This window comes from Actinoplanes sp. TBRC 11911 (assembly GCF_012933445.1).
Classification (GTDB): Bacteria; Actinomycetota; Actinomycetes; order Mycobacteriales; family Micromonosporaceae; genus Actinoplanes.
Genome location: NZ_JABBNC010000005.1, coordinates 290269 through 315224 on the forward strand (window position 1 = coordinate 290269; position 24956 = coordinate 315224).

General features: G+C 66.8%; 18 protein-coding genes. 4 read left to right on the forward strand and 14 right to left on the reverse strand.

Annotated features, from left to right (window positions below):
- Positions 1–21: 21 nt before the first annotated feature.
- Both HH310_RS10760 and HH310_RS10765 read right to left on the reverse strand, forming a co-directional pair.
- On the reverse strand, positions 22–1095 hold the full coding sequence (locus HH310_RS10760) for a sugar phosphate isomerase/epimerase (protein WP_169175299.1): 1074 nt from the start codon (positions 1093–1095) through the stop codon (positions 22–24).
- Between the two features lie 163 nt (positions 1096–1258).
- Positions 1259–1879: a TetR/AcrR family transcriptional regulator gene (locus HH310_RS10765; protein WP_169175300.1), complete on the reverse strand. Its 621-nt coding sequence runs from the start codon at positions 1877–1879 to the stop codon at positions 1259–1261.
- A 130-nt stretch (positions 1880–2009) separates the two neighbouring features.
- Here HH310_RS10765 and HH310_RS10770 point away from each other — a divergent pair, with 130 nt between their 5' ends.
- The 4 genes from HH310_RS10770 to HH310_RS10785 all read left to right on the forward strand — a co-directional run bounded on the left by HH310_RS10770 (position 2010) and on the right by HH310_RS10785 (position 6562).
- Entirely contained in the window at positions 2010–3494 is a 1485-nt protein-coding gene (locus HH310_RS10770; protein WP_312033955.1) for an MFS transporter, read from the forward strand.
- A gap of 1397 nt (positions 3495–4891) precedes the next feature.
- Entirely contained in the window at positions 4892–5332 is a 441-nt protein-coding gene (locus tag HH310_RS10775) for an SRPBCC family protein (protein WP_169175302.1), read from the forward strand.
- A complete protein-coding gene (locus tag HH310_RS10780) occupies positions 5319–5771 on the forward strand; it encodes a helix-turn-helix transcriptional regulator (RefSeq protein WP_248293872.1) in 453 nt (150 codons plus the stop codon). The genes HH310_RS10775 and HH310_RS10780 overlap by 14 nt, the downstream gene beginning before the upstream one ends.
- Before the next feature lie 5 nt (positions 5772–5776).
- Complete coding sequence (locus HH310_RS10785) at positions 5777–6562, forward strand: DUF899 domain-containing protein (protein ID WP_169175303.1); 786 nt, start codon at positions 5777–5779, stop codon at positions 6560–6562.
- Positions 6563–6845: 283 nt separating this feature from the next.
- Here the strand turns inward: HH310_RS10785 and HH310_RS10790 are convergent, their stop codons facing one another.
- The 12 genes from HH310_RS10790 to HH310_RS10845 form a co-directional block, all read right to left on the reverse strand.
- The gene (locus HH310_RS10790) at positions 6846–9578 is read right to left on the reverse strand and encodes a TIM-barrel domain-containing protein (protein ID WP_211191989.1); all 2733 of its coding nucleotides are present in this window, start codon (positions 9576–9578) and stop codon (positions 6846–6848) included.
- A gap of 431 nt (positions 9579–10009) precedes the next feature.
- Positions 10010–10531 (reverse strand): GNAT family N-acetyltransferase, encoded by a 522-nt coding sequence (locus HH310_RS10795; protein ID WP_169175304.1) that lies wholly within the window; start codon positions 10529–10531, stop codon positions 10010–10012.
- On the reverse strand, positions 10528–10818 hold the full coding sequence (locus HH310_RS10800; protein WP_169175305.1) for a DUF1778 domain-containing protein: 291 nt from the start codon (positions 10816–10818) through the stop codon (positions 10528–10530). The genes HH310_RS10795 and HH310_RS10800 overlap by 4 nt, the downstream gene beginning before the upstream one ends.
- Positions 10819–11242: 424 nt before the next feature.
- Complete coding sequence (locus tag HH310_RS10805) at positions 11243–11647, reverse strand: DUF4240 domain-containing protein (RefSeq protein WP_169175306.1); 405 nt, start codon at positions 11645–11647, stop codon at positions 11243–11245.
- Positions 11647–17730 carry a polymorphic toxin-type HINT domain-containing protein gene (locus tag HH310_RS45295; RefSeq protein ID WP_169175307.1) on the reverse strand — a complete coding sequence of 2028 codons (6084 nt, stop codon included), beginning with the start codon at positions 17728–17730 and terminating at the stop codon, positions 11647–11649. The genes HH310_RS10805 and HH310_RS45295 overlap by 1 nt, the downstream gene beginning before the upstream one ends.
- An 828-nt stretch (positions 17731–18558) precedes the next feature.
- Entirely contained in the window at positions 18559–20631 is a 2073-nt protein-coding gene (locus tag HH310_RS10815) for a LamG domain-containing protein (protein WP_169175308.1), read from the reverse strand.
- On the reverse strand, positions 20567–21721 hold the full coding sequence (locus HH310_RS10820; protein ID WP_169175309.1) for a hypothetical protein: 1155 nt from the start codon (positions 21719–21721) through the stop codon (positions 20567–20569). Before HH310_RS10820 ends, HH310_RS10815 begins: the two co-directional genes overlap by 65 nt.
- Positions 21711–22112 (reverse strand): hypothetical protein, encoded by a 402-nt coding sequence (locus HH310_RS10825; protein ID WP_169175310.1) that lies wholly within the window; start codon positions 22110–22112, stop codon positions 21711–21713. Before HH310_RS10825 ends, HH310_RS10820 begins: the two co-directional genes overlap by 11 nt.
- Positions 22048–22350 (reverse strand): hypothetical protein, encoded by a 303-nt coding sequence (locus tag HH310_RS10830; protein WP_169175311.1) that lies wholly within the window; start codon positions 22348–22350, stop codon positions 22048–22050. The genes HH310_RS10825 and HH310_RS10830 overlap by 65 nt, the downstream gene beginning before the upstream one ends.
- A gap of 804 nt (positions 22351–23154) precedes the next feature.
- Positions 23155–24111 carry an HIRAN domain-containing protein gene (locus tag HH310_RS10835; RefSeq protein WP_169175105.1) on the reverse strand — a complete coding sequence of 319 codons (957 nt, stop codon included), beginning with the start codon at positions 24109–24111 and terminating at the stop codon, positions 23155–23157.
- A gap of 96 nt (positions 24112–24207) precedes the next feature.
- Entirely contained in the window at positions 24208–24639 is a 432-nt protein-coding gene (locus HH310_RS10840; RefSeq protein WP_169175312.1) for a YidB family protein, read from the reverse strand.
- Between the two features lie 36 nt (positions 24640–24675).
- A complete protein-coding gene (locus tag HH310_RS10845) occupies positions 24676–24864 on the reverse strand; it encodes a hypothetical protein (RefSeq protein ID WP_169175313.1) in 189 nt (62 codons plus the stop codon).
- Positions 24865–24956: the final 92 nt, after the last annotated feature.

Below are 24956 nucleotides of genomic sequence, written 5' to 3' on the forward strand. Positions count from 1 at the left end.
CACGACCGGCCATCCGCGCATCTATCGGCGGTAGATGGTGAGGTCCGACATGTTGCGGTAGCTCACCACGGCCTCGTCCAGCGACTTGGCCGGGTTGGCCGTGCCACCGGGCGCCGCGTCGTCCTCCCAGTTCGCGTGGTGGTAGTTCTGCTCCCCGATCTCCTCGAAGAACTGCTGGAAGTTGATGTCACCCTCGCCCAGCGCCACCATGGTGTAGCCGTCGGCCTGAGCCGGGGCCTTGTCGCCGTCCTTCGCGTGGAACAGCGGGAACCTCTCGGTGTGCGGCACCACCGTCAGGATCGGATCGAAAAGATCGGTTTGCGTACGCCCGCGCGAGTCGATGTAGGTCTGGTGCCGGAACCGGGCCACGTACGCCCAGTAGATGTCCATCTCGAAGAAGACGTACCTGGGGTCGGTCTTCGTGAAGAAGTACGGCAGCTTGCGGAGACCGGTCGAGCGGGTGGGCTTGCCGTTGGCGTCCAGCGGCCCGGCGTCGAACAGGAAGTCGTAGGCATCGTGGTGGTTGTGCGTGTAGAGCTTGATGCCCCGCTTGCGGGCGGTGCGGCCGAGCTCGTTCCACACGTCGGCGGCGGCGTCCCAGTCGCTCTTGTACCGGCTGCCGCTCGGGTCGCCGCCGGTGCCGATGTGCTTCATGCCCAGCGTCTCGGCGATCTCCAGCTCCTGCTCGAAGGTCGCCGGGTTGATGGTCGTGTGCGTGCCGTTGGCGACCAGCCCGTTGTCGTCGAGGATCTTGCGGATCTCGGCGGGCGTGATCTGCCGGCCCAGGATCGACGTGTGCTGGGTGTACCCGGCGAACTCGACCTCCTTGTACCCGATCTCGGCGACGCGGGCCAGAACCCGTTCGAAGCCGTACGGCACCCCGGAGGTGTCCGGCGCCGCGCTGATCCGGTCCCGGACACTGTAGAGAATGATGCCGCGGTTGCGGGCCGGGATCAGCGGCTCGGCACGCAGCTTGCCGTGGCCGATCGCGGGCTTGGCGGTTTGCAGGACGGGCAGGCCGGCCGCGCCCAGAGCGGCGGCGGCACCGGCGGAGGCGGCGAGGATCTGGCGACGGGACAGGGACTTCTCGGGCATGGCTGCTCCACAGTGGTCGACTGCGAAAGGGATGCCATCGGCCTGGCGCTGCCGGCGCGCCAGAACCTGGGTCTCAGCTGGGAACGGCAGAACCGACGCTATCTTGCGATCGAGACGAAAGATAGCCCAGTTTCGATTTAACTTTTGATGACCCCGGCAAAAGTCAGCGCTGGTCCGTCGTCGTCCCGTAGATCATCCGCAACGTGGCCTCGGTCAAGGTCTCCAGCATCTCGTCCTCGGTGAACGCCTCGGGGAACTCGAAGTAGTGCGCGAAGGTGATCACCCGCAGGCCGAGGACCATGCGCGCCAGCAGCTCGGGCGGGCCGGCGACGCTGGCACCGGCCGCCACGTCCCGGCGGATCCGCTCACAGAACGCCATGTTGTTTTTTGTAAAAAAGCGTTCACGTACGGCGTGCACGTCCGGCCCCGGGTCGGGCGCCAGGAACAGCTCCCGCAGCCACCGGCCGTCCACCCGCCACCGATCGAGTGACCTGCGCAAACCACGGCGCAGCGCGTCCCGGTCGTGCCCGTCGGAGTCCAGCCACTCGGCCATCTCCTCGTCGTTCTCGCCGATCGACTGGTCGCACAGAGCGGCCAGCAGGGCCTGCTTCGACTCGAAGTAGAAATAGAAGCCCGACCGGGCGATGCCAACCGCGGTCGCCAGCTCGTCGATCGTGACCTTACCGATCGATTTCTCCTGGAACAGGGCCCGCGCCGCGTCGAGCAATGCCTGCTCACGCTGATCGCCCTTGGTGGGGGCACGACGACTTTTGATGGCTGGCACGACCCAGATCCTACAACTCGCGGATCGGGTGGAACCGACGTCACACCTTTGTTTTCGACACGGTGTTGAGAATCGCCGTCTGTGCGTCTACGTTCGGGTCCGTACTTTCAGTTTCAAGGGGGATCTTGTCGTGTCACAACCACGCCTCGTCATCCCGGTGACGGCCTACGGTGTGCTTCTGGTGGCTGCGCTGCAGACACTGGTCGTACCCGTCATCGGCGACATTCAAGCGGCCCTCGGCGTCTCCGCCGCGGCCGCGAGCTGGGCGGTGACCGCGAACCTGCTGGCCGCCGCCGTCTTCACCCCGGTCCTGGGCCGGCTCGGCGACCTGCGCGGACGCCGCCCCGTCATGATCGGCATCGTGATCCTGGTGCTGGCCGGCTCGATCCTGGCCGCCACCACGACCAGCCTGCCGCTGCTCGTGATCGGCCGGGTCCTGCAGGCGACCAGCTTCGGCTTGTTCCCACTGGGCATCGGCGTCCTGCGCGAAGAACTTCCGGCGAAGCGCCTGACCGGCGCGATGGCCCTGGTCAGCGGCATGCTGTCGGTCGGCGCCGGCCTCGGCATCACGGTCACCGGCCTGCTGATGCGCGGCGAGGGCGCCGACTACCACCAGCTGTTCTGGCTCTCCACCGGAATGAGCATCCTCGGCCTGATCGGCGTGCTGCTGCTGCCGCGCCGCCCCGCCGCCGCGACCGGCAAACTCGACTGGACCGGCGCCGCGGTGCTCGGCCTCGGCCTCGTCCTGCTGGTCATGCCGCTGGAGCAGGGCAACACGTGGGGTTGGGCCTCCCCCGCGACGCTGGGCAGCCTGGCCGGCGCCGTCGTCGTGCTCGCGCTGTTCGTCCTGATGGAACGGCGCATCAAGCAGCCGCTGGTCACCACCCGGATGCTGCGGCACCGCCCGATCGTCATCGCGCACGTCGCCGGCCTGTCCACCGGTTTCGCGATGTTCGCCATCTTCCTGTCCGTGTCCGCGCTGGTCCAGGCGCCACCGTCGGTCACCGGCTACGGCTTCGGCTCGAGCGTGCTCGCCGCCAGCCTGGTCTACCTGCTGCCCGGCAGCGCCGGCGGCATCATCACCGCCCCGCTCGGCGGCCGCCTGGTCATCCGCTTCGGCGCCAAGGCCACCCTGCTGATCGCCGCGCTGCTGACCGCCGCCGGCTTCATCCTGCTGGCCGTCGTGCACTCGACGACCTGGGAGGTCATCGTCGGCTCGGTCGCCGTGAACACAGGCGTGATGTTCGGCTACGCGTCCCTGCCCGCCCTGGTCATCCAGAACGTGGACCGCACCGAGACCGGCATCGCGAACAGCGTGAACTCGATCTTCCGGTCGGTCGGCATGTCACTGGGCACGGCGTTCGTGGTCACGCTGGTGACCCGGAACCTGATCCCCGGGTTGCCGGTCGGCTTGCCTCAGGAGTCCCAGTTCCGGCTGATCTTCATCGTCGGCGCCGCGGTGGCGCTTGTTACGGCGGGGGTCGTCGGGTTCTTGTTGCCGCGGAGCCGGCCGGCCGCGCAGTTGACCGTGCCGGAGGTGGAGGAAGAGGAGGCAGCGGGTGCTGCGGGGGTGGAGGTGCCGGCCGCTTTGGTAGCCCGCCAGAAGACCGCCTGACCACCCTTCTGTGGACAACCACCTTTTCTTGTCAGACCCACTTGCTTAACTGAGCCCCACCCAGAACGGGTGGGGGTGGTTCGTGGCACTCCTACAGGCGAGAAAAGCGGGCAAATCGGGCGTGGCGCCTATCCGGTGATGACGATCTGCAACTCTGCGAACGTCTCCATCGGGTAGGCGCCGCCCGCCCGTCTCAGCCCATCGGCCAAGCCCGACCGCCAGCTCCCTAGCATGCCGGGCCACCTCAGCTCCCACAGAGCTGACGCCGGTCCCGCGCACGACCCTGGGGCAGATCTTGACGATGCGCACGCTGCCCTACCGCCGGCTTCCACAGCCGATGCGCCACTCTCCCCGGCTCGCACGACCGTCGAGCCACCGCCGGCTCCCAGCACATCGCGCCGCTCGAGCTGCCGCGCCAGCTCCAACATCGCGCCACTCCAGCTGCCACGCCAGCCGCCAGCTCCAACATCGCGCCACTCCAGCTGCCACGCCAGCCGCCAGCCGCCAGCTCCAACATCGCGCCGGCGCAGCCGAGTCCCGCAGCACGCCGGGCCATGGCCAGCTCACACAGTCGCCATAACGCACCCGATTTATCGCGTTTGGACACTTTCGATGGGCTCCGTTCAAGCGCTGGCAGCCGGATTTTCGAGACCTTGGAGAGTTAGGGCTCATATATGGGCGCAACTCTCCAAGGTCTCCAAAGCGGACCGAAAACGGGGTCCACAAAAGCCGCGATGCAGACAAAGCTACCGTCCTTTTCGGACGATCGTCCACGATGCGGGCATCTTCGCCTGGATAATGAGACAACCGGCACCCGCCATCGACAATTATCGAACCATGACCGAGCCAGATGCCGGACAAATCATCTCTTAAGCGACTTAACTGCACACCGAAGCCGCAGCAGCCAGCCAAACCCGCCACCGCCACCGCGATGGCAGCCCAGCCCGACCACCCGGACACCGCGACGGGCGGCAGCCACCGAAACCCGGCACCACCACCGGCCATGACTGCTCGGTGTCGTGCGTTCTGGTACCGGACCAGCCCGGGTTCGACCGACCACCCCGACGGGCGGCAGCCACCCAAACCCGGCACCACCACCGCCACGGCAGCAGCCCAGCCCGACCACCCCGACACCTCGACAGGCGGCAGCCAGCGAAACCTGGCACCACCGCGGCGACTGCTACCCCGACGATCACGATAAGCACCGGCCATGGAATCTCGGCACCACGGCCGCCGTAGCAGCCAAACCTCGATCACCCGGGCACCACGTGACAGCCCACGCACCCGGACAGCCACCCACCCGGCCGCACGGCGAGCGAGATCGCCACCCTGTTGACGCAACCAAGTGATTGCTATAGCGTGAGTGGCAACTGAATGGTTGCCATAGGAGGTCAGTCATGTCGTTCCCCGATCGGATCGAGCGCACCGTCGAGCTTGCCCAACCGCCCGAGCGGGTCTGGGCCGCCATCACCACCGCCGAGGGCCTGGGCACCTGGTTCGGGAACCGTGGCGCCGAGGTCGACCTCCGCGTCGGTGGCCAGGCCAAGCTCACCTGGGACAGCGGCGACACCGCGACCCTCACGATCCAGCGCCTCGAACCGCCGCACGTGTTCGCGTACAGCTGGCCGGTCTATGGTCTTCCGTCGGACGACCCGCGCCGGACCTATGTGGAGTTCACGCTGGAGGCGACCGGCAAGGGCACTACGCTGACCGTCGTGGAGAGCGGTTTCGCCCAGGTCCTCGACACCGACCAGCACAAGGCGGCGTTCGAGGGCAACACCAACGGGTGGCAGAGCGAGCTGGACGAGCTGGTCGCATACCTCGATGCCCGAGCCTGACCAGCACCCGGCCGCGCACGCCGGCCCGGAGCAGGTGACGCGAGAGGCCGCCCGGACGCAAGAGGCCGCCCAACCCGGGCTGGAAGCAGGGACGCAAGACCCCGCCCCGCCCGGGCTGGAAGCGGTCGCGCAAGAGGTCTTCGCCGCCCTGGCCGACCCGAGCCGGCGGGCCATCCTCGCCGCGCTCGCGGCCGGCGGCCCGGCCACCGCCACCGACCTGGCCGGTCAGCTGCCGATCACCCGGCAGGCCATCGCCAAGCACCTCGGGCTGCTGTCCGAGGCCGGCCTGGTGGTGGCCGAGCCGGGGGAACGGCGCCGGGTCCGCTACCGCCTCGACTCGGCACCCATGAAGGTGGCCCAGCAGTTCCTGGCTGCGATGGCCCGCGACTGGGACGGCCCCCTCGCAGCCCTGCGCCACACCCTGAACGACAGCGAGTAGGAACGATGACGACGAACCTGCCCGACGTGGTAACCCGCGACGAGTGGCTGGCCGCACGCCGACAGCTGCTCGCCCAGGAGAAGGAACTCACCCGGCTACGGGATCGCCTCAACGCGGACCGCCGCCGACTACCGATGGTGCGCGTCGACAAGCCGTACGCCTTCGAGGGCCCCGACGGCACGGTCAGCCTGCTCGACATGTTCGAGGGACGGCCGCAGCTCGTCATGCACCACTTCATGTTCGGCCCGGACTGGGACGCCCTCTGCCCGAGCTGCGCCTCCGCGGCCGACGGCATCGGCAACACGCGGCAGCTGCACGCCCGCAACACCACGCTCGCCGCCGTGTCCCGGGCGCCCTTCGCCAAGCTCGCCGCCGCCCGGGAGCGCTTCGGCTGGCGGTTCCCGTGGTATTCGTCGTACGGCAGCGACTTCAACTACGACTTCCACGCCACGCTGGACGACCGCAAGGAGCCGGTGCTGCTGCACTTCCGCACCCGGGACGAGCTGGCCGCCGCCAAGGGCACCCCGTGGACCGGCGGCCCGTGGACGGACGACATGCGCGGCACCGAGATGCCCGGCATCAGCGCCTTCCTGCGGGTGGGTGACGAGGTGTTTCACACGTATTCCACGTACGGCCGGGGCATCGAGGAGTTCCACAACGGCTACCAGTGGCTCGACCTCACCGCGCTGGGCCGCCAGGAGGCGTGGGAGGAGCCGAAGGGCCGCGCCACCCCACTGGGCCGTCAGGTGGGCGGCCCGGCGATGCGCCTGCCAGACGAATACGAGCATTAACGGCATTCCCCGTACGCCGTGGCACAGCACCCCAGATCGACGCCGCGCGACAGCCCGATTCGTGACGACCTCGCGCCCGACTCATCGAATTTCCCAGTCGAGCCGAGTGAGCCGCCCTGAGGGGAAACGACGCGGGGGGCGCTGCGATGCAGGGCGCGACGGCCGCCGCGTGGTGGCTGGGCGTCGGGGCCGCTACGGGTCGGTGTGCCGCGCGGAACGTGGTCAATGTGGCGACGGCCGGAGCGGCGGGCTCATACCCTCGCCGCGCCGGCCGCTGCTGATCTTAGTGCTTCTTGAACACCGGCATGGTGGCCAGTGTGGTGGTGATGTCCTGCGTGGTGCCGCCCCGATACGTCTTGCCGGTGAAGATGTCCGTCCAGCTGTTGCCGGGCGGGAACCACACCGAGGTGGTGGCGGTCGTACCCGGCGTGGTCACCGGTGCCACCAGGTAGTCCGGGCCGTAGAGATACTCGGAACCGGCGGTGGCGTACGCGGCCTGCTCCTTGGGGTATGCCAGATACATCGAGCGGACGATCGGGGTGCCGGTGCGGGTGGCCTGCTGGGCCGCGGCGTACGTGTAAGGCAGCAGTTTCTCCCGCAGCTGCAGGAACTTCGTCGCCGACGCGTCCGCCTCCGGGCCGTACTGCCAGGGCAGCCGGTCACTGTGGTTGGAGTGCAACCGGTCGATCGGCTGGAACGTGCCGAACTGCACCCACCGGGCGTACAGGTCGTCGGGCAGTTTCGTGCTGCCCGGTTCGCTGCCCGGCTGTTGCAGGCCGTTCGTGTGCCCGCCGATGTCGTGGCTGACCGCGGCCAGCCCGGTCGCGGCCGATTCGCCCGGGGTGTAGCCGACCTCCATCTGCAAGGTCTGCCAGTCCGAGGTGGTGTCGCCGGTGAAGTGCAGTGTGGTGCGTTTGTCGGCCCACGGGCCGGTCGCTACCGGGGTCGGGCTGCCGTAGCCGCCGGCCTGCAGCGAGCCGTACGCGCGGGAGAAGGCGAAACCGGTCTTGTCCGCGTACTGCTGGTTGATCCACGCGTCCGGGGTGACGCCGGCGAGCGAGGACGTCGAGCTGTCGCAGCACCAGTCCAGCCACCAGAAGTCAGGCTTGGCCATACTGTCGTGGAGCTGCATGTACGCCTTGAGCTGGTCCGGGTCGCCGAAGTCGAACGCGTAGCAGTCCGGGCCGCCGTTGCAGCCGACCTTTTGCAGCTTGCCCTTCGCGGTCTTCTGCGCCTGCGCGAACTTCGGATCCGAGCCGAGGATGCTCGGGTGGATGTTGATGCCGGTGTGCAGGCCCTGCTTCTTGGCCCAGGCGAAGAACGCCTTCGGGTCCGGGATGCGGGTCGGGTCCAGGCTCCAGCCGTTCCACTTGTCCGGCGCCTTGACGTCGGTGTCGATGACCAGCGCGTCGAGCGGGACGCCCTCGGTCTTGGCCTTGGTGACGATGTTCTCGAAGTCGGCCGCGGTGCGGTCGTAATACTCCGAATACCAGACGCCGTACGTCCACTTCGGCAACAGCTTGGTCGGGCCGGTCAAGGTGGAGAGCTCACTCAGGCCCTTGGTGAAATTCTGCCCGTACGCGAAGACGTAGCCGTCCTGTTCTGTTGCCGGCCGTGGCTTCGTGTTTTCGAGGGCTGATGCCGAGTCGTCCAGCAGTGACCAGCCGTCCTGGTAGAGCAGGCCGGGGTAGGTCGGGGCGGAACCGTCCACGCCGTCCAGGCCACGACGGTAACCGCCGAGCGCGGCGTGCGGGGCGAGGATCGGATCGGTCGCCTTGGTGACGGCGACCGTGTCCACGTTCACCTTGCAGCTGGTGTCGGTGGGGCAGGCCAAGGTCACGGTGTCGGTGCCCTTGGTCAGGTGGACCGGGGTGCTGACCGTGTTCCAGTAGTCCCAGCCACTGGTCGGTGGCAGGGATACGGTCGTGCCGTTGACGTCCATGGTGCGGGTGGTGCCCTGGCCGTTGGCGTACCGGATCTGGACCTGGAAGTTGCCGGTGGTGGGCACGCCGGTCACCGTGAGGGCGTCGGCGGAGGTGGTGCTTTCCAGGCCCGCCAGGAAGCCGGTGCCCTCGGCGCCATTGTGGTCGTTCGCGGGTTTCGCGCCGCCGGTGAGCGTGCCGGTCTCGGCCGCGCCCACGGTGCCGAACGAGAGCGGCTGTGCCTGCGGCGGGACCGGGGCCGGGAACGGGTCACCCGGGTTGACCACGGCGAGGCTGTCGATGTTCACGTTGCCGGAGTCGTTCGGGCCGCGTACCAGGCTGATCTCGTGCCGGCCCGCGGTGAGGTCGAGGTTTGTGCCAGCCAGCCCCCACGTGTCCCAGTTGGCGGTGGTGGGCAGGGTCAGCGTGTGGCCCGCGTCGCCGTCGACCTGGACGGTCAGGGTGCGGGGCACGGTCTGGCCGTCGCCGCCCGCGCTGTTGGCGTAGCGGACGGTGAGCTGCTGTGTGGTGCTCGAGGCTGCCGTCACCGCGAACTTGAGGTTGTCGCCGGTCGACTGCCAGCCCGCCGCGAAGCCGCGGCCCGTGAAGCCACGGTGGTCGGTGGCCACGCCCGGGCCGCTGAGCTGCAGCGATTCGGCCTCGCAGAGGGTGCCGAGGGCGCAGTCCGGGGCGCTGTGGCCGGCCCAGGGCTGGGCCTGCACCCGCTGCTTGCCGGCGTTGAGCGCCACGGTGAGGTTGTCGGCGGTGAAGGCGCCCGAGCCGACCCGGTAGCGCAACGTCATCTGACCGGTGTCGATGGTGAGCCAGCCGTGGTCGGTGCGCTGAGTGAAATGCGTACGGGAAAAGTCATCGCGGCCGACCACGTTGAACGTGCCGGCGTCGGTGAACTTGCCGTCCTTCTGATATTCGGTGCGGATGAGGGTCGGCGAGAGCACCTCGAAGCGCGCGTCCCCGGAGCGGATCGCGTGGTCCTTGGCCTTCTCGTGGCTGGCCTGAGCGGGCGCGGAGGGGGCGAGCAGGAGTCCCGTGAGGAGAGTGGCGGCCGCGGCGGCAGCTGTCCCGCGATAGAGCAAGATGCGCTCCTCGTCTCATATGGAGGAAATGAGTCGATGACAACGCTGTCACTTGCCCGAAACACATGTCAATGGATCACCCCCAGTGGCGCGCGGCACACCCACCCCCACCGACCCCACGCGCAGCCGCGGCGGCGCGCCCGTCGCGTCGCGCAACGCGCACACCCACACCGGCCGGCAACCCGGCCAACGCACCACACGCGGCACACCCACCAACACCGACTGAGCCGATCAACGGCGAACCGCCGATTAGGGTCCAGCGCATTCGGCGATCACACAGTAGGTGTGGGATATTCACGGTCGACAGGGAGAGTGACCGACAGGTGCAGGGCTCTCACCTGGTCATTCGTGGATCGATTGGGTCGCGGTTCGACCATCGGGTGGTGTCGACGGCAACGTAGACAGACCGCCGTGCCCGGACGACACGTGCGCTACCCGGCGAGGGCCCGGCGGAGGTCCTTCATCAACAACAGCAGGTGCATCGGGTCGGTAGGGCTCGGTTCGAACTTGGCCAGGCGCAGGTAGAAGTCTCGGGCGCTGTCGGATTCGCAGTGGATGAGCACCGCCCGCACGCCGATGACCTCTGCCGCGGTGGCGATACGCCGCAGCGCATCGACAACCAGAGCACGCCCGAGCCCCGCACCCTGCGCGGTGCGGTCGACGCCGAGCCGGGTCAGGATCACCACGGGCTGGTGGTAGCGTCCGGCACCCTGCCTCAGCCGCGGAGAGGCGTCCGCCGGGGCGACACTGCCGGCCGCCAGGGCGTAGTAACCGATCACCCGTCGATCCGGGTGATCGGTGTCGCCGACGACGTAGACACGCGACAGGCCGGCCCGGTGCGCCTGCAGGGCGTGCTCGGCCAGCCAGACGGACTGGGCCAGCGAACCACAGTCGAAGCCGGTCACCACATGCGTGGCCGCCAGCGGCTCGACCGGCGAGAAGCGGGAACTCACCGCTGGGCCTCGCCCGCCGGGTCGTCCAGGACAGTCGGCTCACTCAACAGGTCACGCAGACCTGAGACGTCCTGAGCCGGGCGATCGAGCGCCTCGTCGAACACCCGCCACGCGTCCTCGTCCAACAGGAACGCCCGCCGGTCAGCCAGCACGTCGGCAGCCGCGTCGGTGGCCGCCTTCAACACGAACGTCGACACACTCGCACCGGCGGCCTCACTGGCCGCCTCCAACAGCGCCTTCTGCTCGGCATCCACCCGCAGGTGCAGCCGCTCCGCCTTCGCACTCATCACCCAAGTGTACGCACAACGTACGCCATCGCGAACCCCGGAAACCGAGACTGGTCCAAATCTGCTATACAGGATCAAGAAGCGGCCCGGCCGAAGCCGGGCCGCGCGCACGCGCGCAAGGCCTACGGCCCCGCGCGCACGCCGATCGAGGGCCGACGGTCTCACGCCTCGCGATCGTGGTCGCACCTACAACCCATCGACTCGCCTGATCGTCATTCCTCGATGTTCTTGATCAACTGACATCACCCATGACAGCAACCGGCACGAACGCCGGCGTGTAGCGACGCATCCCGATGGCCGGACGAGGCGGTCATCAAGCTGCGGAGTATTCCCGTATTCCACCCACTCCCACAGCGGGACGCAATCGAGGACAGCAGGCCAGCTTTCAGCATGAAGAGTGCAATGTTCGCAGACGGCCCTGAAATTATCTCATTGGTTCGCCCGTGCGCCTTTGATACTCAGTTCGAGCAAGGTAAAGCAGCATCTCAGCTGACTGAAGCCTGGGGGCGACAAATTCACTGAAGCGCTCCGATTCTGCGAGCACCTCGCGCACCTTCTCTCGCCCGGCAAGCAAGCAGGCGCAACGAGCGTAAAGGAAGTGATCGGCCGTCTGTTCCAGCATCAAACCTCCCGCCGATTCAATTTGTATCGCCGCAAGAGAACTCAAATCCAGAGCATTCAAGTTCTGACCAAGTTGATCTTGGAAGCTGACCAAATCCGGCAGGTCCAGCGCACCTAGTCGCTGCTCGACTTGCCCGACAGCCGCTTGAACTTCCGCTCGACTCGTAACAGCATTCGAGCCGATCGTTGACCAAAAATCAGTAGCCACTATTGACCCCAGTCCTCGGCACCAGGAAGCATGGGCTGGTTGCGATTTTCGAGGATCTTCTTTCCGGGAGAATTGATATCATTCGACAAAGGGACGCCCTGCTTGCGCAATTGTTGAATTCGGAGATGCTCAGCTACAAATACATCGTCTTCACATCCGCATACATGAGTGATCTTGACATCATTCATGCTAGCCAACCGACCACTCCGCAGATGATCGCCCAGACGGTTCGTCAGGTTCATCGACTTACCGACGTAGGTCTTGCCAGGGTTGTGCATGTCCGGGAACTCATAGATGCCTTGGTCTTTCCCGCAGTTGTGCACCAGCACCGGGGTTGTGCCGGCGAGTACATAGTACGTGTGGATGTTGGCGACGGTGAGGTTGTGCATGTGCTGGGGGCCTTGGTGGAGGCGCACAGCTCGAACGGTGACCGCTTGGTTGTTAGTCGAAAGGAGCCTGTGGCCTGCTACAAGTTGGCCTGCGTCGGTCCATGCTTTGTCGGTCTGGTCCCAGAAGGGGTGGTTCGCGGTGGTTTTGATGACCGTAGGGCTGCCGTTGTCGCGCGTTACGGTGAGGTCGGCGAGATCGATGTCGACGTTGTCCCAGAGGGTTTCGACCTGTTCGCTCGCGGTCTCGCCGGTGTCTGGGTCGATGGCGGCTACCTTGTCGCCGACTTTGACCTCGCCGATGGGTTTGCTGGTGCCGTTTGCGAGTAGCACTGGGGTTGCGGCGGCAAAGCTGAGTGCCTCGGTTGCGCAGCTGCCACCCCCTGCACGCTCGGATTCGACACTTTTCGATTTGATGCCTTTGACGCCGCCGACGACGACCGCGGCGTCGAGTGCTGCGAGGGCGCCGTGGCCGAGAGCACCTGCTCCGTCGCCTTCGGAGATGTCGTGGGCTATGGCGCCGGTTTGGATTACGAGGTCTGCGGCGGCGAGGGGTACAGCGAGGATCCCACCGACGGCGCCGGTGAGTGCGGAGCTGGCGAAGTCGTTGACGCTGTGGATGTCGCCGTTGAGGCTGTTGGTGACGACGTTGCCGACGGCGCCGGCGAGGGCCATGCAGCCGATGGTTCCGGCGCCGACGGTCATGGCGTCGCAGGCGATGAAGGTGCCGATGCCGGCGGCTGCACCGTAGAGGGTGTTGGCGTTGTCGGCGACCCAGTCGGTGGCGCGGTCCCACCAGTGTTTCTTCTTAGGGTGTGTGGCTCCGCCGCTGTTGCCGTTGCTGTTTGGTGTCTGGCTGACGCCGCCACCACCGCCACCGCCACCACCGCCACCACCGCCGCCACCGCCGGGGCCAGGGGGCGGATTTGTGCCACCGGTGGGGTTTTCCGCGGGGCAGGGGATGTCGAAGCCTGCTCCGCAGGCCAAGTGTTGGCCGGTGGGGTCGCTGTAGGTGATGGGGTTGTTGTTGGCGTAGGCGTAGCCGTTGATTTGCTGTGGGTCGGTGAGGTCGAGGACGGGGTCGACGGAGGTGAATCGGCCGAGTGCCGGGTCGTAGTCGCGGGCGCCGATATGGGTCAGGCCGGTCGGATCGTCATCGCCGCCGATGAAGCCCTTGCCGTTGACCCAGGCCGGGTTGGTGCCACGGGGGCTGCCATACGGGGTTTGCCGACGAATGTTGACGTTTTGTGTATAGGCGTTGACGGCGAGTTGTGCGGTGCCGTGGTTGTCGCTGAACAGCCAGCTCAGGTTTTGCTGGCCCGGGCTGCGTGAGGCGATGGTCGCACCGGCGAAGCTGTAGTAGCGGGTGGCGTCGTTGGCGGTGGTGCTGGCGCCGAGTCGGCGGATTTCCTGGCCGGGTAGGAACAGGGTGGCGCCGGTGGAGTCGCGGCGGATGAGTCGGGTGCCGTCGGCGTCGTACAGGTTGGTTGTGGTGCTCGTGCCTTCGACGGTCTTGGTCGGGTTGCCTTCGGTATCCCAGGCCAGGGTTTGGTTGGCGGTGTCGCCTGGCCGGCTGGTCATGTTGCCGCTGGCGTCGTAGCCATAGCCGACGGTGGTGCTGCTGCCGTCGGGCTGGGTGGTTGTCATGCCGGTGACGGCGTGCGGCCGTAGCACGCCGGGTCCGGGGTTAGGTACTGGGTAGTCGCGGGTGGTGTCGCCGGCGGCAGTGTGGGAGACCTCTTTGGTGCGGTTGCCGAGCGCGTCGATGCTCCAGTCGAGCCAGTAGGGTGCTGGTCCGGCGAGGGTTGACGCGGTCGGTGCGGTGCCGCAGGAGGCGTTGGTTGGCGGGGTCCAGGCGGACACGAGCCGGCGAAGTTGGTCGTAGACGAAGCATTGTTTGTCGGCGTTACCGGCCTGCGGGGTGTCGGTGACGGACAGGACGTTGCCGGCGGCGTCGTATTCGTAGGTACGGTCGGCGATGGTGCCTGCCGCGGTTTCCGGTTTGACCTGGACCTCGTGGACGCGTCGGGTGTCCAACTCGTAGGAGACGCTTTGCTCGGCGTAGACACCGCCGGCGATCTTCAGCGTGGTGACGGTGGGCTCGCCGTATCCGGTGTATTGCTGCCCGACTACGTAAGAGCCGACGCTCGACCATGCTGAGTTGAGGTACTTGGGCAGGCCGGTCGTCTGGTCGTAGACGGTGGTGACGCCTTCGGCGACCAGCGGGCCGGCGGCCGGGTAGTCGACGTTGGTGGGCGCGCCTGTGTAGGGCGAGTAGCTGTGTGAGTAGCCGTAGGTGCCGCCGAGACCGGTCTCCGCGGACGGGATGATCCACTGTTCGCCGGAGACCTCGTTGCGCAGGTTGAACCCGCTGGCCTGCCAGGTGTAGGGCTGGCGGGTGCCGTCGTCGGCGATGTCGTAGCGGGTCTTCTGGGTCAGCTGGTCGCGGGCGGCGATGCCGGTGTAGAGCCGGTCGTAGGTCCAGGTGGCGCGTTTGTTGGCGTCGGCCACGCTGTTGTCGTATAGCCCGATCTGACGGCCGATGGAGTCGTAGGTGTAGGCGAGTGACTGGCCGCGGCCGTTGGTCGTGGTGAGCAGGTCACCGACGTCGTTGTAGGTCGAGGTGGTCTTGCCGGCGTCGGGGTCGACGGCCTCGATCTGTCGTCCGAGGATGTCGTATTTGTAGGTCCACGTGTCGCCGGCGGAGTCGGCCGCGGAGGTCATCGCGTTCTTGTCGTTGTAGGTGTATTTGATCGAGTTGTACGCACCGGACGCGCCCGCTGCAGTGGTGTACTCCCGCAACTCGGTGGTGCGCCCGAGCGGGTCGGTGATCGTCGTGGTCGTCGTGCCGCCCTGTGGGGGCACGACGGTGGTGCGGTCACCTTCGTAGCTGGTGGTGGTGCGCCATTTCTCGACCAGATTCGTCTGGCCGTCGCCGGAGCGGAAGATGGTGGCGGTGGTGCGGCCGGCCCGATCGTAGACGTTGACCGATTGGGATGGCACCGACCATTCGGGTTCCCACCATAAGGTGCCGGCCGGGTCGTCGGGTTCGGTGTGTGCGGCGTAGCTGACCTCGGCGTTGCCGTACTGGTCGTAGAGGGTGTCGGTGACGATGCGGCCGCCGCCGACGGCTTCGGTCTGGGTCTGGCGGGGCCGTAGCATGCCGTCGTAGATCTGGTACGACACATTGGTGCCGCCACCGGCGTTTAACGAGGTTGTCTTGGTGTACGGGTACGTTTTGCGGTCGGGGTCGAAGAAGTAGCTGAACGTCTGCGACGGCGGGGTGGTGGCGTTGTAGCGCGGCCAGCCCGGCTCCCACACCTGGGTGGTGCGTCCGAGAGCGTCGTAGGTGGTCTCTGTGGCCCGGGTGTTGGTGTCGGTCAGCCGCGACGCCGGCCCTTCGACGACCTTGGTCGGCACCGACCATGCGGGATTGAACACCGTGGTGGTGACCAGGTTACGGCTGTTGGTCTCGACCTTCTGAGTGAGCAGCTTGTTGGCCGGCGTGTAGGCGTAGCTGGTGGTATTGCCCCGCGCGTCGGTTGCGCTCAGCTGCCGGCCGAACGTGTCGAAGGTGGATTTGCCGCTGGTCAGCCAGCTGGTGCCACCGGTGACGGTCCAGTCCTTCATGAGGTCGGTGCGGGTCAGGTCACCGTGGGTCGGTGGTGTGTCGGCGCTGGTGGCGCCGTCGTAGAAGGTCAGCGCGTCGTCGACGAACTGGTCGGGGCTGCTCGGGGCGGTCCCACAGGGCAAGGTCGTGGTGGTGACCCGCTTGGGCAGCGAGATCAGGTTGATGGTGGTGTTCGGGTTGTAGGTCGTGGTGGTGCACTTCTCGTCGCCGGTGACGGCGATGTCGCCGTTGTCCTGCACCTTCGTGGCCAGGCCGGTGTCGTCGTTGTAGGTGGTTTGGCTGCTGGTCACCCGCCACCCGCGGGATCCGTTCGTGCCAAGCGCCGTGGCAGAGTAGGTCGTGCCGGTGTTGACGAAGCGGGCCGTGACGGTGTCGTCGCCGATCTTGCGGGTGGCGGTCGGTGCCGAGCGCCACGGCACGTTGACGGTCTTGCTGACCGGTTTGTCTTCGGTGCCGTTATAGACGGCCTGTTCGCGGATCATGCCGGCGAACTGGTCCTCGTCGTAGACGGTTTCGGTGCCCAGCGACGCGTCCACGGTGACGGTGCGGGTGCCGCCGGAGGGTGCCTGCCGGTCGCCGTTCATGCCGCGGAAGTAGGTGGTCTTGGTCAGCGTCTGGTTGGTGTCACCGACCCGGGTGTCCACGCGCACGTAACCGCGGAACTGGTCCCAGGTGCGGTATTTGGCTTTGGACAGGCCGTCGTCATCAGCGTAGTGCCACGCCGGGGTTCCCTCGTACGTGTAGTAGGTGTTCTTGGTGGGGGCCTGGTGTGCGTCGGCGAGCTGGACGTCGGTCTCGGCGATCTGCTTGACGACGTACTTGTGCCACCACTCGGTGAGATCAGCACCGGAGGTGCTCAGCGGATCCGGCCCGATCACCGGATAGCACAGTTTGGTGTTGTTCTGCGGCGACGCCGGCAGGTTGTTGACGCTGCACTCGGCCTGAGAGTAGGTGACCTGGATCAGTGCGCCGGTCTCGGTGTGGATATTGCCGATCCGCTGCCAGTTGTTCGTGGTGTTGGTCTTGGTCAATACCCGGTTCGGTAGCGAGACCGGGTCGAAACTCACTGGTGGCATCGGGGCGGTTCCGCCGACGAGGCCGCTGTGCACGATCGAGTTCAGCCACAGGCCGCCCTTCTGCCCGTCGCCCGGTGAGGGGAAGCTGTGCGCCAGCGTCCACGAGTCGACGTCCTGCCAGCCTGGGGTGGCCTTGGTGGTGTCCCATATCCGCGTGGTGACCTTGTTAAGCATCTTGGTCGACCAGAACGTGGGCGAGAACTCGTCACAACTGGTCGCGGTCAGGGCGCATGACTGGTCCCACGGGGTGTCAGGCCAGTTATTGCCGGAATGGTTCGTGCAGTCCGTGGCCACGCACCGGTCACCGGAGTCGAAGTTCACCTGCGCGAGCGCAGTGACCGACCGGTCGCTGGCGCCGCGGTCCCACGTGCCGTAGTCGATGCGCGACAGCGTGCCGCCACGGGTGTAGGCGATGTGCTTGCTGGCGATGCCTTCCTGGGCGTACTGGTTTTCTTCGCGGTCGTACCAGTACGAGACGGTGTTGCCGTGGGTGTCGATGGCGTAGTCAAGGTTCCATCGCCATGCCTGCATGCAGTCGGAGTCGGTGAACGCGGCCTGGTGGCAGGGCTCGTTTGTGTTGTTGCCGTAGACCGGTACCGTCCAGGTCGAGTTGGTGGTGCTGGTCTGCCCCGCCGGTTTGTTCAGGCCGAAGAAGTACTGGGTGCCGTCGCTGGTGGTGACCTTCCAGTACTCGCCGTTGTCGTCGCCATTCGATGCCCCGGTCAGCAGTTCGACCTTCGCGCCGTTCTCGGAGCGGCCGTGCCAGCCTTTACCCTCCTGGTAGACAAGCTCGGTGCTCATGCCGCTGAACGAGATGGTCGCGTTGTTCGAGCGCCAGCACTCGTCGAACGAGTGGGCCGGATTGTTCGGCGAACCGGACTTGTCGTCGTCGCAGGACACGTAGCGGCGCTCGATGGAACCGGGCCAGGACTCGAAGCCCTCACCGATCCACGACGGCTGATTGTTCGACGCCGACGACCGGCCGTCCACACTCGATGACGAGTACGAGAGCGACAGGTCGGGCTGCAGCCCGCTGATGCCGTTCGGTGACCGCATCGGATAGGACCAGGAGAAGTCGCCGGTCGCTCCGCCCGCCGACCAGGTCGACGAGGCATCCAGCGGTGACGCGCTGAAGTCACCCGACGGGCCGGCCGGGGCAGCGGCCAACGCTACAAGGGCGGTCTTGCCGGTCATCGGCACGTCCGCGGTCGCGGTCAGGGATGCATTGTCGTTGCGTGTGTCCAGCGGAGTGGCCGAACACCCAGCGGCGGAGGGGGTGGTCAGTGCGCAGTCCGGCAGTTTCCACCATCGCAACCGCGACGCCCAATCGCCGCCGAACGCGTAGCGGAACGCCGAGTAGTTCAGGCCGATCGGCACGGCTGAGGCTGCCGCGGCGGACACCTTTGCTACCACGCCGACCCGCCATTGTGGTGGGATGCTGTTGCGGTCCAGCACGGTAGCCGTCACAGTGGCTGCCGCCTCGTCGGCGGTGGCGGCGCGCTGTGTTGCCTTGACGGGGAGGGTGAGCGGGGTACCTGCTGCCGGCCAGACCGGTGCCGGAAGCTTGGCCTCCGGAAGCGGCTTGACCGGCCAGCCCTTGCCGTCGACCTCGTTGCCGTCGTGGTCGAGTTTCTCGGCCTGCGCGCTCAGGTGCTTTGGTGTGCCCGGATCTGCCGAGGCCGGCGGGACCGCAAGCAGCGACCCGGCCACCACGAGCGCTGATGCCGCACCGACCATCAGTCGCAGCCGCGACGCCGCCGACAGCCAGCCGATGACGAACTTCCTACCGCGCATCGTGCCTCTCCTGGTGAACATGGCTCAGAGCTCCGGGGCCGGGTTGAGGGCGGCGACCTGGGCTTCGGTCATCGCACCCTGATAGAGGTTCACGTCATCGATGCCGCCGAACCAGGGCTCGGTGTAGGAGCCGGCTCTGGTGACAGGCGTAACCCAGCCGCCACCGACGGAGATGGGTCCGGTTGTGCCGAAGATCGGGTTGGACAACACCTGGCTGGCTTTGAGGGCGCCATTGACGAACAGGCTGATGCGGCGGGTACCGGCGTCGTAAGTGACGGCCAGGTCGTGCCACATGCCCTCGTCGTCGATCGACAGCGCTTCCGGTGCGAAGACGTGGACGTAGGTCTGGGAGGTGGTCACGTCGCCGGTCGGCACCATCACCTCGAATCGGTACGTGCTGACACCGCCAACGACCTCGGGGCGTGTGCCGAGGTAGAACGCCGATTGTGTGACGCCCTTGGCTGCGACGGCCGTCATCGTCTTGTCCAGTGCATCAATATGCACTCGGGCGGTCACGGTGAACGACTGGTCGGTTTTCAGGACCGGAGCGTCTTGCCAGACCGGGTTTGCCGAGTCGCCGGTGTTGCGCTGGGACACGCCGTATTCGCGTGTGGTCGTGCCGTAGTACGGGTCGCTGGGGTCGTCCCAGAACAGTTGCTGATCGTCGAAATTGGCGTAGTTGCCTGCTGCGCCGTTGAGGACCTCGACGCCTTGTGTGAAGCCGAGGCGTTTACCGAATCCGGTGTGGTTGTCCGGTTCCGCGCAGGTATTCGCGATGGTCGTCGACCAGCAGGGCGTCGCGTCCTCGAAGTCCCACTGTGCGACCTGGATCGCGTTGAGGATGCCGCGTTCGCCTTCGACCGCCTGGTCCGGGTCGGTGTCGTCGCCGGTGAGGTCTTCCTGCACGATCGCCCGGTCGAACAGTTGCAGGTCGGCGAGGGCGCCGTAGAACGGGGCGGCGATGTTGCCCGGGCCGAGCATCCGGTCACCGACACGCACCGGCCCGGCCGATGCCCACCCAGGGAAGGTGGTGGCGGCGATCTGCTGGCGCAACACCCCGTCGGTCCAGATCCGCATCTCACGCTGGGGGGCGTCGAACGCGGCCGCGACATGCATCCACTGGCCGGCGGTCACGTTGTTGATTGAGCAGTCGAACATGCCGGGAGCCGAGACCGCGATGTCACTGGCGCGCATCGTGAAACACAGCGACTTGTCAGCGACACCGTCACCGCTGCGGTCGTCGGGGCGGTACTCCAGTTGAAAGTTGGTGCCGTTGAGCCCGTCCTGAGATAGCAGGTTCTGGAAGACGTCGAGCCTGTCCAGCTTCACCCACACCGCGAAACCGAAACTCTTCGACGTGTCCAGTACCGGGCCCGAGGTCATCAGATCCCCGCTGCCGGTAAACGTAGCCTGGGTGCCGTCGACCAGCCGGCCCTTGTCGGTCCAGGTGACGGCATTTACGGAAAGAGGGGTATCACCGGCCAGCCCCGGCTGCAGGTCCGCGGTCGCCGCGCTGGCCGCGACACCGGGATAGGTTTCCAGACCCCACCGCGCGACCGCGGGCGAAGCCCGGTCGACGGTAAACGTCAGCGAGCCGTCCCCGACGTTGCCGGTCGCGTCAACGCCCTGCAGGTACAAGGTGTTCAGCCCGTACTTGGGCGGAGTCAGTGTCACGATCACCGACTTGCCGGAGGCCGTCGACGTGGTCGGGGTGACCTCGGTGACCGCGGCGTTCCACCCGTAGCGGAATTTCGTCACGTCGGTATTCGGGGAGCTGATCGTGAACTGGCCAGCCTTACCCGGACCGTCCGGCTGCACCGCGACCGTGCCGGTCACCGTCGGATCCTGGGTGTCGATGGTGAACGTGCACCACGCCGACGGGTTGCTGCTCTGGTTGTACGGGCTCGGATCGGTGCCCTTGACCCGGAACTGGTAGGTCTGCCCGTTCGCCGCCCCCGACGCCACCGCACTCGTGGCGAGGGTGTTAGCAGGCGTGCTGCTCACCGCCGGCGCGGTCATCGCCTGCCAGGCGCTACCAACCAGGTGCTGCCACTCCCACGTCGCTCTGATCGACTGGGTGGTGTCGGCGTCGGGCATCTTCGCTGAGAACTTCACCGCGGTCGTGCCGATCCCCCAGCGTGGCGGTCCCGCAGCGCACCCCGTTCACATAAAACTCGGTCGGTGTGCCCGGTTTGGCGTCCACATCGGTGATCAGCTTCGCGTCCGCGGGGAGGTACTTCTTCCAGCGATCCTGGGTCGACTCCCCCGCGATCGTCGAGTCGACCGCGGAGAAGACGAACGTGCTCGATGCTGAGCCAGCTGTCGCCGCACCCTGGATCGCAGCCTTCACCGCATCGGTATTGAAGTTGATTGGCGGATCGGGCTGCGGGGAGTCACCACAGCCGTTGCCCTCGTTGGCGTGCGAGGACACCTGCGCCATCATCCCCAAATACCAGCCGGTCGTCTTCCACGGCGTCCGCGGTGTCCCCGTCATCGGCTTGGAGGTCAGCATCGTGTTCGGCGTGTTGACGCACGAATACGAATGATCGACCTTCATCTGCACGTACGCGTCATAGACGAACTTCCCCTTGATCGCCGTCGTGGGGAACTCGAACAGCGACCGGTAGATGATCCCGCTGTTGGGATCCTTACCGACGCGGGCAACGCTCAGATCCGTGTTGTTCGAGTTGTTGTTGGTCGAATACGCCCACCGAGTCTTGCCCGTACTCCACGCCGGATCGATAAACACCGGGAACGTCGCGGTTGCCAGCAAGTCGGCGTCCGGAGTGAGTACCAGATCCCCTGATGAGGTCAATGCCGTGGTGACCGGCGCCGTCCGCGCCATGTCCGCCGGGACGCCTGGTGTCGACGGATCGCCACTGTCACTCGCCTGCCCGGCAACCGACGCACGCGCCGACGCCGGCGGAGTGCGGGTGGAATCCCACATCATCGGAGCCGCCGCGCTCGCCAAGGTTGCGTCACGGCCGACGGCGGCGAGCGACCCGTCTCGGGCACGTCGCATCCGCACGTCCCCACCCAGATCGAAGGTCACGTTCGACAGCTTCGAGTTCGCGGCAGCCTCGGCCGTCTTGACCGCCAGCACATGGGAGAAGCCGTCCGCGGTTGCCCGCAGCACCAGGTCCACATCCGGAAGCACGTCCGCGTAGGTAGCGGAATCACCGGACACCGTAGGCTTTCGGCAGCGCACCCAGCGGCCAGCCCACCGTGAACGACTCACCCGAGCGCACCAGGGTCACCATCGGACCCGACCCGCCATCAGAGAACCGGACATCAGCCACCGAGGCCCGCGGACGGATATCACCGGAGCCTTCGACCAGGCTCAGATCCACATCGGCCCACGACCCGTCCGCGCGGTGCACCCGTTGCGGCACCACCGCCGACTCCACCGTGAAATGGCCCGTCGGCTCCGCGAACACCTGTGTGTACTCGGTACGCGCCGACAACACCTCTACCCGCTCATCGGAGGACGCCGCGAGCCGCGTCGCCGACACCTCATCGGCAGCGACCCGCGGACGCGGCACCGGCGTCGCCGATGCGGCGAACACCGGCGACGCCACCGCCAGCAATCCAGCTAAAACGACCGCGAACGCCGCTGACCCGGCCACTACAGACCGAAAAAGAGCGCGCGAAACCCACCCACGGACACGCAACATGGATGCCTTCCCGATACAGGCATTGATCGACATCGACAACATAGGCAGCTGTGCGGTAGCTGTAAACAAGCTTGACGACGGAAAGAGCTTGCTCGAAGGCAAGCAACAGGTCGATCCGGTCACCCACCTGCAGTAAGATCATCAACACTCGATGTGTTGTGAAAGTCACAACACGCTCTACCTTGACCACAGCGTGTTCAGGTTGATCGCGACGATCAGGCTCCGCCGGGGCAACTCGCTGCGGGCCGCGCCGGTCTCAGAGATCGCTGTGCTGACGACGACTGGTACGTGGTCCTCCGAACCGGTGTCCTGTCCGGATGCCTCAGTCAATCGATCTTGATGAAGCAATCCGAGCGACACTCGTTCCGGGACGCCGGGCCAACGGACACCCTCTACCGGGCGAGACGTGCAAGATTCCTGATCCGGGCGCTATCCCGCTAGACGAGTAAGTCTTAAGCCGAGTCAGCGGCAGCAGGCGATCAGCGATCTGATCGCCGTCCGTCCGCCAGCCCCCGCCGCCCCTCTCGCATATCCGATATTTCCTGAGATTTGTCGGATCGGCTGGGCCGCTGGGCGGGCGGGCTCGGCGCGCGGCGGCGCGGCGCTTCCATTCCGTGAGACGGGCGACCACCTGCTGAGACCCGCGCCCGCATCATGGACCCACTGTCCGCGATGTGACACTGACGTCCACTGTAGAGAGTATGTTTGTCACGTAACGAGGCTTTCGCCCGGCAGGTTTTTCCGGCCGAATGTGAACCTTGGAGAGTTATGGCTCGCATGTGGGCGCAACTCTCCAAGGTTCACAAAAATCCATGATGTGACCGCAGTGTCCACATAGCGGGACCGCCCGGCCCCGAACGGATCACCACCGCGCCTCAGCTCTTGCGCCACCGCGCCACCGCGCCACCGCGTGACCAGGTCACTTACCGCCGTAGGACTTACTCGTCTAGTCCCAGACCGGAACCCACCACTGCCAGCCCTCCGGGGCGGCGGTCCAGGCGGGGTCCGGCCGCCACCCGGACGGGGGAACCCATCCGGGTGGCGGGCTGGGCCACCCCGGCGGCACGGTGAAACGGAACCCGGTCGGCTGCGGCGGAATCGAAGCGTGCTCGGTCGCGGAGGCGATCTCGGCCCGCGGCCCCAGCCAGCTTTCCGGCAGTTCGTGCGCGCGTACGGCGTACACAATGACCTCGGCTTTGATGCGGTTTCCCTTGACCACCGCCCGGGCCGCCGTGGTCAGGCCCTGCTCGGTCAGGTGGTGCACGGCCGGCAGCAGCTCACCGCTCATCCGCGGGCTGAGCTGGCCGACCCGGGCGCCCTCGATCCGCACCTCGACCAACGTCCGGGAGGCCTGGACGAGCTCGTGCAGGGTGACGTGGACCCAGCACTCCCCCTCCGGCCGCAGGAACGGCACCAGCTGGGCGAGATGTTTGTCCTCACCGGTCACCTGGATGGCGTTGCCGGTGGGCAGCACCCGATGCGTGGCGCTCGGTGCCTGATTGGACGGCACCATCATGTGCGGCTCGGCGAGGTCGAGGCGCACCGAGCCGCGCAACGTGCTGCCGCGTCCGTCGTAGTCGTCCCACTCGGAGGCCCACACCCGCGCGCGGACCTGCGGCGCCCAGCCGTGCGAGGTGAGGTGTGTGAGGATCGGCGAGTACCGGGCCGCCGCCTCCCGGGGCAGGTATCCGACCAGGTTGCCGCCGATCCAGACGCCCACCGCGTTGCGGTCGTGCAGGTTGCCCGGTTCGGGCGCGAGCACCGCGTTCTGCACGACCTCCGACCCGGTCGGCTTGAAGTCGTTGCCGAACAAGGACCGGATGGCGTCGATGTGGTGGGATTCGCCGGCGATGTCCGCGTGGGGATAGCCGCGCTGTCCCCAGAGGTCGAACGGAATGGGCATTCCGCAGACGATAGGACGTCACGGTGTCACGGACCGTAGACCTTCGGACGGCACCGCGACACCGATCATCCGAGATTTGTTGTTCCTTAGCGACTGTTAATTCGCGAAGGCGCCGGACTCCGAATCGTCCTGGGTGGTGGCCTGCGTCATCTCCCGGTCGATCAGCGCGGGATCGACGACCTGGCCGCCGGGGCTGACCGCGTCCACCAGGTCGGGCAGCACCTCGGCGAGCTGCCAGGTGACCGCGCCGGCGGTGCCGCCGGTCCACGCGGCGAGGTCGTCCAGCGCGCCGTCACCGACGGTGGTGCGCACCTGATCGGGCGTCATCGCCTCGTTGCGGGCGTCGTCGGACAACCAGCTGTCGTACTGCGCGGCGGTGGTGGTCGCGGCGAGGTCGACGACGATGGCGTGCAGGCGGGGCGCGCCGGGCGCGAGGGCCGGGCGGGCGGACCCGTGGGCCAGGCCGAAGATCAGGTCGCGGACCTCGGGGTCGTCGAGCAGGACGGACAGTTTCTGAATGTCGGTCATGTCAGAAGAGACCGCGCGGGGCGGCGATCTGTGACATCAGAGTTCGCCGCCGAGCGCGTTGAAGAGCCCGTCCGGGGTGAGGCCGAGCTTGAACAGCACGGCCACGTCGGCCGGATCGTCGAGGTCGATGTGCTCGGGCAGTTTCGGGGCGACTTTGTCGGCGTGTTCCGGCCCGTAGGCGCGGCGCACAGCCTTCACTACGGTGATCTTGGTGAGAACGGCCATCGGGAGCCTCCTAGGAAGACGTCCCAGTTAAGACCGGGCGGCCGCGGGAAATGTGACATGCGGCCGCCCGGCTCCCCACTCCCCCCGGAGGG

Excerpts from the sequence above, each read along its gene's own strand:
- HH310_RS10835 (WP_169175105.1), bottom strand. The coding sequence starts at position 24,111 with ATGCCCATTCCGTTCGACCTCTGGGGACAGCGCGGCTATCCCCACGCG.
- HH310_RS10780 (WP_248293872.1), top strand. The coding sequence starts at position 5,319 with ATGCCCGAGCCTGACCAGCACCCGGCCGCGCACGCCGGCCCGGAGCAG.
- HH310_RS10760 (WP_169175299.1), bottom strand. The coding sequence starts at position 1,095 with ATGCCCGAGAAGTCCCTGTCCCGTCGCCAGATCCTCGCCGCCTCCGCC.
- HH310_RS10775 (WP_169175302.1), top strand. The coding sequence starts at position 4,892 with ATGTCGTTCCCCGATCGGATCGAGCGCACCGTCGAGCTTGCCCAACCG.
- HH310_RS10845 (WP_169175313.1), bottom strand. The coding sequence starts at position 24,864 with ATGGCCGTTCTCACCAAGATCACCGTAGTGAAGGCTGTGCGCCGCGCC.
- HH310_RS10815 (WP_169175308.1), bottom strand. The coding sequence starts at position 20,631 with ATGCCCGACGCCGACACCACCCAGTCGATCAGAGCGACGTGGGAGTGG.
- HH310_RS10830 (WP_169175311.1), bottom strand. The coding sequence starts at position 22,350 with ATGATCTTACTGCAGGTGGGTGACCGGATCGACCTGTTGCTTGCCTTC.
- HH310_RS10840 (WP_169175312.1), bottom strand. The coding sequence starts at position 24,639 with ATGACCGACATTCAGAAACTGTCCGTCCTGCTCGACGACCCCGAGGTC.
- HH310_RS10800 (WP_169175305.1), bottom strand. The coding sequence starts at position 10,818 with ATGAGTGCGAAGGCGGAGCGGCTGCACCTGCGGGTGGATGCCGAGCAG.
- HH310_RS10785 (WP_169175303.1), top strand. The coding sequence starts at position 5,777 with ATGACGACGAACCTGCCCGACGTGGTAACCCGCGACGAGTGGCTGGCC.